Raw genomic sequence first — 7991 nt, 5'->3', positions numbered from 1 at the left:
CGACAAGTCCCCCGAGAGCTACCTCGCAGGCGTTCACCTCCGCGCCGCAATGATCTGAATCGACGACCTCCTGAAGACCGCCGACTGATCACGACATCACACAGACCCTAGAGCGTGTCCCTTTGATCGGGTCGTCAGTTGATCGGACGTGTCTGTCCGCTTAGTGATCACTGATGCGATGTGGGACCGGATCAAGCCGCTGGTGCCGGCCGATCCGGTCCGTGGACGACGGTGGGCCGTCGACGGCACCTGGGAACGGATCCTGGCTGCGCTGTTGGCGGCAGCCGACGACGCTGACGGCATCGGCTGGACGGTGTCGGTGGACTCCACCCGTCTGCCGTGCCCACCAGCACGCCGCCGGCGCCAGGAAAAGGGGCGCCGGACCGGGCCGAACCTGACGACCATGCACTCGGACGGTCCCGCGGCGGCCTGAGTACGAAAGTTCACCTGGCCAGCGACAGCCTGGCACGGCCTCTGGCCCTCCGGGTCACCGCAGGCCAGGCGGGTGACACGCCAGCCTTCGAGACCGTCATGGCGAGCATCCGTGTTCCCCGTACTGGTCCCGGGAGACCGAGGACTCGGCCGGAGGTCGTCCTGGCGGACCGCGCGTATTCATCCCGCACGATCCGAAAGCATTTACGACGCCGTGGGATCCGGGCTGTCATTCCCCAGCCGGGCTACGACCCGCCACCGGGCGGCCATCGACCGGGCCGCCCTCCGCCCCGCGGCCCCGTACATCCGGGCCGCGGGGTGATCCCCGGGAGACGGCCGGCCGGCCGGCGGGGACGGAGGAACCGCGTCGGGTCAGCCGCGGCCGGTGCGGCGGCCCTGGCGGGCGTCCAGCAGGTGCAGCGCCTTCCGCGCGAGCGGGTACGTGCGCACCAGGTCGCCCAGCGTCGTCGACCCCCGCGTGATGCGGGCGAAGGCCAGCCACGCGGGCCGCAGGCCCGTGAGCACCGCGTGGAACATCCCGGGGTGGGACTCGAACAGGCTCAGCATCCGCTTGCCGACACCCATCTCCACGCCCAGCCCGGCCTTGACCGCGAAGGCGTAGTTGAGCGCCTGGCGCCGCGCGTCCACCGCGTCCTGCGCCTCCGAGATCTTGACGGCCCACTCCCCCGCGAGCCGCCCCGAGCGCAGCGCGAAGGAGATGCCCTCGCGGGTCCACGGCTCCAGGAGTCCCGCCGCGTCCCCCGCCACCAGCACCCGGCCGCGCGAGAGCGGCGAACCGGGCTTGCGGCAGCGGGTCAGGTGCCCGGAGGAGACGGCCGGTTCGAAGCCGGCCAGGCCCAGCCGGGCGATGAAGTCGTCCAGGTACCGCTTGGTCGCGGCGCCCTCGCCCTTCGCCGAGATGACCCCGACGGTGAGGGTGTCCCCCTTGGGGAAGACCCATCCGTAACTGCCGGGCAGCGGACCCCAGTCGATGAGGACGCGGCCCTTCCAGTCGTCGGCCACCGTCTGCGGGACGGGGATCTCCGCCTCCAGGCCGAGGTCGACCTGGTCCATCTCGACCCCCACGTGGGCGCCGATCCGGCTGGCGCTGCCGTCCGCGCCGACCACGGCACGGGCGAGCACCGTTTCGCCGTCGGCCAGGACCACGGCGACCGTGCGCCGGTCGGGCACCGCCGCGCCGTGCTGCTCGACCCGGGACACGGCCGTACCCGTTCGGAGCGTCGCCCCGGCCTTCTCGGCCTCCGCGACCAGCGCCGCGTCGAACTCCGGCCGGTTGATGAGCCCGAAGAGCATGCCCTTCGAGCGCCGGGTGCGGGCCAGCTTCCCGTCGTAGGAGAAGGTGACCGCGTGGATGCGGTCCTTGAAGGGCAGGACGAAGCCCGGCGGGAGGGCGTCGCGCGAGGGGCCGATGATGCCGCCGCCGCAGGTCTTGTACCGGGGCAGTTCGGCCTTCTCCAGCAGCAGGACGCGGCGCCCCGCGGTGGCCGCCGCGTAGGCCGCCGAGGCGCCGGCCGGTCCCGCGCCGACCACGACGACGTCCCACACCTCTCCGGTGCCCTCGGGTGCCGCCTCGGAAGCGGCCGTCTCGGGAAGCCCGTCGGGGGCCGGCACGGGAGCCGGCACGTGGACCGGTACGGGGACCTCCCCGGCCGCCCCGCCGGGAACCGCGTCCTCTTCCGCCGCCGCTGCCGCGACCGTTTCCGACGTCACCTCCACCGTCACCTCGACCGCACCCGCGGCCGGCCCGTCCCCCGGACCCTTCCGGGCCCCCGTGTCCGCCCCCGTGTCCGCCCCTGTCGCCGCCCCGGCGTCCGTCCCTGCGTCCGCCCCCCGAACGACCTGCCCTGCGCCTGCGCCGTGTACGTCGTCGTCGCTGCTCACGATGTGCTGCTGCTCCTGATCACGCGGTTGCTCCGATGCCGTGGAAATCCTACGGCGAGAGTGCCTCCCGCCCCTCTGTGCGAGGATCGGCACTGTCTTTCGCCTTACTTTCGCCGCACCCCGGCACACACACCAACGTCGCACCCACGAGGAGCGTGCCCATGTCCCAGAATCCGATCGCCGAGACCATCGCCTCGCTGATGCCCCGCGCCAAGGCGGAGCTGACCGAGCTGGTGGCCTTCCAGTCGGTCGCGGACTGGGCCCAGTTCCCCAAGAGCGAGAGCGAGGGCGCCGCGAACTGGGTGGCCGACGCCCTGCGCGCCGAGGGCTTCCAGGACGTGGCCCTGCTCGACACCCCCGACGGCACCCAGTCGGTGTACGGCTTCCTGCCCGGCCCCGAGGGCGCCCCGACCGTCCTGCTCTACGCCCACTACGACGTCCAGCCCCCGCTGGACGACGACGCCTGGGTCTCCCCCGCGTTCGAACTGACCGAGCGCGACGGCCGCTGGTACGGGCGCGGCGCGGCAGACTGCAAGGGCGGCTTCATCATGCACCTGCTGGCGCTGCGTGCGCTGAAGGCGAACGGCGGCGTGCCCGTCGGCGTGAAGGTGATCGTCGAGGGCTCGGAGGAGCAGGGCACCGGCGGCCTCCAGCAGTACGCCGAGGCGCACCCGGAGCTGCTGACCGCCGACACCATCGTCATCGGCGACGCGGGCAACTTCCGCCTGGGCCTGCCGACGGTGACGGCCACCCTGCGCGGCATGACGCTGGTCAAGGTGAAGATCGACACGCTGGGCGGCAACCTGCACTCGGGCATGTTCGGCGGCGTCGCCCCCGACGCGCTGGCCGCGCTGATCCGGCTGCTGGACTCGCTGCGCTCCGCCGACGGTTCGACCACCGTCGACGGACTGGCCTCGGACGCGGTGTGGGAGGGCCTCCAGTACCCGGAGGCGGACTTCCGGGCCGACGCCAAGGTGCTGGACGGGGTCGGCCTGATCGGCGAGGGCACGATCGCGGACCGGCTGTGGGCCCGTCCGGCCGTCACCGTGCTCGGCATCGACTGCCCGCCGGTGATCGGTGCCACCCCCTCGGTGCACGCGAGCGCGGGTGCGCTGATCAGCCTGCGCGTGCCGCCGGGCGTGGACACCGCCGATGCCATCAAGCTGCTGGAGGCGCACCTGATCGCGCACACCCCGTGGCAGGCGAAGCTGGAGCTCGAAGTCGTGGGTCAGGGGCAGCCGTTCCAGGCGGACACCTCCAGCCCGGCGTACGCGTCGATGGCCGCGGCCATGGAGGTCGCGTACCCCGGCCAGGAGATGCAGGTCAGCGGCATGGGCGGATCCATCCCGCTCTGCAACACGCTGACGTCGCTGTACCCGGAGGCGGAGATGCTGCTGATCGGCCTGAGCGAGCCGGAGGCGCAGATCCACGCGGTGAACGAGAGCGTCTCCCCGGAGGAGCTGGAGCGCCTGTCGGTGGCCGAGGCCCTCTTCCTCGTCAACTACGCGGAGTCCAAGCGCGTCTGATTCCCGCGGGCACGGACCCGGCCCGTGGACGACGCACGAGCCGGGCGGCCCTCCCGGACGCCCGGAGCCCCGAGTTCCCGTGGACCCTGCGCTCTGCGCGTACTCCGCTCCCGGCGAAGTCGCGTGCGGGGGCCGGGGCCGGGTGTCTACGTTCGCGGCATGGAACTCGTCGAAGTCATCCCGAACCGGCTCCACATGCTGCGTTTCCCCATCGGCCAGGCCTACCTCTGGCAGGACGAGGGGGCCCTGACGCTGATCGACGCCGGATACGCCGGGTCCGCCGACGCCATCGAGGGGGCGATACGTTCCCTCGGTCTCGCGCCCGAACGGCTGGGGCTGATCGTCCTCACGCACTGCCACCGCGACCACGTCGGCGCGGCCGGTGAACTCGCCGCCCGCTGGGGCGCCGAGGTGGCGGCGCACCGGCTGGACGCCCCGGTCATCCGCGGTGAGCAGCCGGTTCCCGAACCGGTGCTGCTGGACTGGGAGGTCCCCCTCTACGCGCACGGCCTCACGGTTCCCGAGGCCCCGCCCACCCCGGTCGACCGGGAGCTCCTGGACGGGGAGGTGCTGCCGTTCGGCGGTGGGGCGGTCGTGGTCCACGCCCCCGGTCACACCCCGGGCAGCATCGGCGTCCATCTGCCGCGCCACGGGGTGCTGTTCACGGGTGACTGCGTCGCGGGGGCAGGACAGGTGATGCCGGGTGTGTTCAACGTGGACCGGGACCAGGCACTCGCCTCGTTCCGGCGGCTGGCCGCCCTGGACCCGGCAGTCGCCTGCTTCGGCCACGGCGACCCCTGGGTGACGGACACGGCGCTCACCCTCCGGGCGGCGGCGGAGGCCCCTGCGCACGCGGGCTGAGCGGGCGGACGGACTATCGGGCGGGCGGACGGACCGAGGGGGCCGGACACGGGCCGGCGCAGCGTCAGGCTTGCTCCTGGGCCTGGGGCTTGGCCCGTACGTGCATGCGTTCGCCCTGCCTCCCGAAGAGGCTCAGGATCTCGACGGGCTGCCCGTCCGCGCTGCTGAACCAGTGGGGCAGGCGCGTGTCGAACTCGGCGGCCTCGCCGGGCCCGAGGACGAGGTCGTGGTCGGCGAGGACGAGTCGCAGCCGGCCGTTGAGCACGTAGAGCCACTCGTAGCCCTCGTGCGTGCGGTGGTCGGGTTCGGGGCCCCGGTCCGTGATGATCATCTTGTAGGCCTGGAGCGGGCCCGGACTCCGGGTCAGGGGAACGAACGTACCGCCGTTGGGCAGCGGGTGCGGCTTCAGCCGGACCCGGGGGTCCCCCACCTCCGGCGCCCCGACGAGGTCGTCGAGGGGGACCCGGTACGCACCGGCGAGCGGGAGCAGCAGCTCCAGGCTCGGACGGCGCTGCCCGGCCTCCAGGCGGGACAGGGTGCTCTTGGAGATGCCGGTCGCCTCGGAGAGCGCCGCCAGGGTGAGGCCGCGCTGGGCGCGCAGCCGCTTGAGCCGGGGAGCCACCTCGTCGAGGACCGTCTGGTACGGGGCCGGTGTGTCCATGCGGGCATTCCACCCCGGTTTCCCGGAATCGGCAACAGGAGTTGCCGGATCCCTTCCACCGGGCGCACCCTCCCCGGCATGAACGCACCGAAGGATCCCGGACAGCACCACGACCACACCAACCACGCCCCGGGCCACACCCACCGGCACGGCGGCTCCCCCTCCCACGGCCATACCCACCACACCGTCGCCGACGACCTCGACTGGGAGCTCCTGGCCACCCACCTGGAGACCGGTGGCGAGCTGCACCTCCCGGCCCACCGGAGCACCGCGGCCCGCCTGCGCGAACTCCTCGGTCCCGACCGTCGGATCCGGCGCGTCCTCGACATCGGCAGCGGGCCGGGCGTGATGACCTGCGTTTTCGCCGAGGCCTTCCCGGACGCCGAGGTCGTGGCCGTCGACGGCACGCCCGCGCTGCTCGACCGCGCCCTGGCCCGCGCCGAGCGCCTCGGCCTCGCCGGCCGGGTGAGCGTCCGCCACGCCCGGCTGCCCGAGGGCCTGGCCGAGGACGCCCTCGGCACGGCGGACCTGGTCTGGAGCAGCAAGGCCGTGCACCACCTCGGCGATCAGCAGGGCGCCCTGGACGCGCTGGCCCGCGTGCTGCGCCCCGGCGGGATGCTCGCCGTGGCCGAGGGCGGCCTGCCGATGCGCTTCCTCCCCCGCGACCTCGGCTTCGGCAGGCCGGGGCTGCAGACCCGGCTCGACGCCCTGCAGGAGGACCGGTACCAGGCCATGCGGGCGGGCCTGCCCGGCAGCGTCCCCGTGGTCGAGGACTGGCCCGCGATGCTCCGCCGCGCCGGGCTGACCGGCGTGGGAGCCTTCACCACCCTGCTCGACCTGCCCGCCCCCCTGGGCGAGCCGGGCCGCGACTTCCTGCACTCCCAGCTGACGCGGCTGCGGGACGCGTCGGACGGTTCCCTGGACGCGCCGGACACCGACACCCTCGACCGGCTGCTCGACCCGGCCGCGCCGGAGGGTCTCCTGCGGCGCCCCGACGTCTTCCTGCTGTCGGCCGCCACGGTCTTCGCCGGAAGGCGCCCGGCCCGATGAAGCCGACGCGGCCACGGCCCGCGGCGCGGTGGGCACTCGCGGGCCTCGCCCTGTCCATGCTGCTGTCCTCGCTGGGCACCAGCATCGCCAACGTCGGCCTGCCGGCCCTGGCGCAGGCGTTCGACGCCTCCTTCCAGGCGGTGCAGTGGATCGTCCTCGCGTACCTCCTCGCCGTCACCACCCTGATCGTCAGCGTCGGACGGCTCGGTGACCTCATCGGGCGGCGGCGGCTGTTGCTGGCGGGCATCCTGCTGTTCACCGGGGCCTCGGTCCTGTGCGGGGTCGCTCCCGGCCTGTGGCTGCTGATCGCAGCCCGGGCGGCGCAGGGCCTGGGGGCGGCCGTCATGATGGCCCTCACCATGGCCTTCGTCGGCGAGACGGTCCCCAAGGAGGCCACCGGCCGGGCCATGGGGCTGCTCGGCACCACCTCGGCCATCGGCACCGCCCTGGGCCCGTCGCTGGGCGGAGTGCTGCTCGCCGGACCCGGCTGGCGGGCGATCTTCCTCGTCAACGTGCCGCTGGGCGTCCTCACGTTCCTCCTGGCGCAGCGGCACCTGCCCGCCGACCGGCGTGAGTCCCGGGCGGGGCGGGCCCGCTTCGACCACCTGGGCACCCTGCTGCTCGCGGCGACCCTGGGTGCGTACGCACTCGCCCTGACCCGGGGCGGCGGCTCCTTCGGCCCGCTCACGCTCGTCCTGCTGGCGGGCGCCGGCTGCGGGGCCGCGGTCTTCGTACGCGTCGAGGCGCGGGCGGCCTCGCCGCTGATCCGGCCGGCGGCGTTCCGCGATCCGGTGCTGAGCACGAGCCTCGCCATGAGCGCACTCGTCTCCACGGTGATGATGTCGACCCTGGTGGTCGGCCCGTTCTACCTCTCGCGCACGCTCGGGCTCGACACGGCGCTCGTCGGACTCGTCCTGTCGGCGGGGCCGCTGGTCGCGGCGACGGCCGGTGTGCCGGCGGGCCGCCTCGTGGACCGGTTCGGCGCGCGGCGGACGACGTTCGCCGGGCTCATCGCCATGGCGGCCGGCGCCGGCCTGCTGTCGCTGATGCCGGCCCGGCTGGGCATACCCGGCTACGTGGGCCCGCTCGCGGTCGTCACCCTCGGCTACGCGGTGTTCCAGACGGCCAACAACACCGCCGTCATGGCGGAGGTCCACCCGGACCGGCGGGGCGTCGTCTCCGGCCTGCTCAACCTGTCGCGCAACCTCGGGCTCGTCACCGGAGCCTCGGTCATGGGCGCCGTGTTCGCCCTCGCCTCGTCGGCGGCGGACATCACGACGGCGGGCCCGGAGGCCGTCGCCACGGGAACGCGGACCACCTTCGCGGTCGCCGCCGCCCTGATCACGACCGCTCTCGCCCTCTCCGCGTACGGACGCTCCCTCGGCGGCCGACGGGCCGCGGGCGTACCGGACGGCGCGGGCCTGATCGGGTGAACGGAACCGCACGGCCGCCGCTGCCGCGCCCGAACCTCCCTCCGCACCGGCGCGGGGGGGGGGGGGGGGGGGGGGGGGGGGGGCGGGGGGGGGGGGGGGGGGGGGGGGGGGGGGGGGGGGGGGGGG

Annotated in this window: 6 protein-coding genes and 1 pseudogene; 5 read left to right on the top strand and 2 right to left on the bottom strand. The window is 74.1% G+C overall.

Features of this window, described 5'->3' with window-relative positions; translation table 11 throughout:
- Positions 1 to 148: 148 nt before the first annotated feature.
- Positions 149 to 717 (top strand): annotated as a pseudogene (locus ACEPPI_RS38905) (IS5 family transposase); the annotation flags it as partial.
- Positions 718 to 804: 87 nt separating this feature from the next.
- Here ACEPPI_RS38905 and ACEPPI_RS38900 read toward each other — a convergent pair.
- Positions 805 to 1998 carry a geranylgeranyl reductase family protein gene (locus ACEPPI_RS38900; protein WP_373919981.1) on the bottom strand — a complete coding sequence of 398 codons (1194 nt, stop codon included), beginning with the start codon at positions 1996 to 1998 and terminating at the stop codon, positions 805 to 807.
- Between the two features lie 497 nt (positions 1999 to 2495).
- Here ACEPPI_RS38900 and ACEPPI_RS38895 point away from each other — a divergent pair, with 497 nt between their 5' ends.
- Together ACEPPI_RS38895 and ACEPPI_RS38890 are read left to right on the top strand one after the other, a co-directional pair.
- The gene (locus ACEPPI_RS38895) at positions 2496 to 3860 is read left to right on the top strand and encodes a dipeptidase (RefSeq protein WP_373919980.1); all 1365 of its coding nucleotides are present in this window, start codon (positions 2496 to 2498) and stop codon (positions 3858 to 3860) included.
- A 159-nt stretch (positions 3861 to 4019) separates the two neighbouring features.
- On the top strand, positions 4020 to 4721 hold the full coding sequence (locus ACEPPI_RS38890; protein ID WP_373919979.1) for an MBL fold metallo-hydrolase: 702 nt from the start codon (positions 4020 to 4022) through the stop codon (positions 4719 to 4721).
- Between the two features lie 64 nt (positions 4722 to 4785).
- Here the strand turns inward: ACEPPI_RS38890 and ACEPPI_RS38885 are convergent, their stop codons facing one another.
- A complete protein-coding gene (locus ACEPPI_RS38885) occupies positions 4786 to 5382 on the bottom strand; it encodes a helix-turn-helix domain-containing protein (RefSeq protein WP_373919978.1) in 597 nt (198 codons plus the stop codon).
- 78 nt (positions 5383 to 5460) lie between these two features.
- Here ACEPPI_RS38885 and ACEPPI_RS38880 point away from each other — a divergent pair, with 78 nt between their 5' ends.
- Positions 5461 to 6432, top strand: coding sequence for a trans-aconitate 2-methyltransferase (locus ACEPPI_RS38880; RefSeq protein ID WP_373919977.1), 972 nt, complete (start codon positions 5461 to 5463; stop codon positions 6430 to 6432).
- Positions 6429 to 7865, top strand: coding sequence for an MFS transporter (locus ACEPPI_RS38875; RefSeq protein WP_373919976.1), 1437 nt, complete (start codon positions 6429 to 6431; stop codon positions 7863 to 7865). The genes ACEPPI_RS38880 and ACEPPI_RS38875 overlap by 4 nt, the downstream gene beginning before the upstream one ends.
- Positions 7866 to 7991: the final 126 nt, after the last annotated feature.

Source organism: Streptomyces sp. AB3(2024) (assembly GCF_041862025.1).
Lineage (GTDB): Bacteria > Actinomycetota > Actinomycetes > Streptomycetales > Streptomycetaceae > Streptomyces.
The sequence above is the reverse complement of the archived record's forward strand: the minus strand, read 5'-3'. Positions and strand labels throughout refer to the sequence as shown.

What these genes read in the sequence shown, in the direction of transcription:
- ACEPPI_RS38895 (WP_373919980.1), top strand. Translation starts at nt 2,496, where the DNA reads ATGTCCCAGAATCCGATCGCCGAGACCATCGCCTCGCTGATGCCCCGC.
- ACEPPI_RS38890 (WP_373919979.1), top strand. Translation starts at nt 4,020, where the DNA reads ATGGAACTCGTCGAAGTCATCCCGAACCGGCTCCACATGCTGCGTTTC.
- ACEPPI_RS38885 (WP_373919978.1), bottom strand. Translation starts at nt 5,382, where the DNA reads ATGGACACACCGGCCCCGTACCAGACGGTCCTCGACGAGGTGGCTCCC.
- ACEPPI_RS38880 (WP_373919977.1), top strand. Translation starts at nt 5,461, where the DNA reads ATGAACGCACCGAAGGATCCCGGACAGCACCACGACCACACCAACCAC.
- ACEPPI_RS38875 (WP_373919976.1), top strand. Translation starts at nt 6,429, where the DNA reads ATGAAGCCGACGCGGCCACGGCCCGCGGCGCGGTGGGCACTCGCGGGC.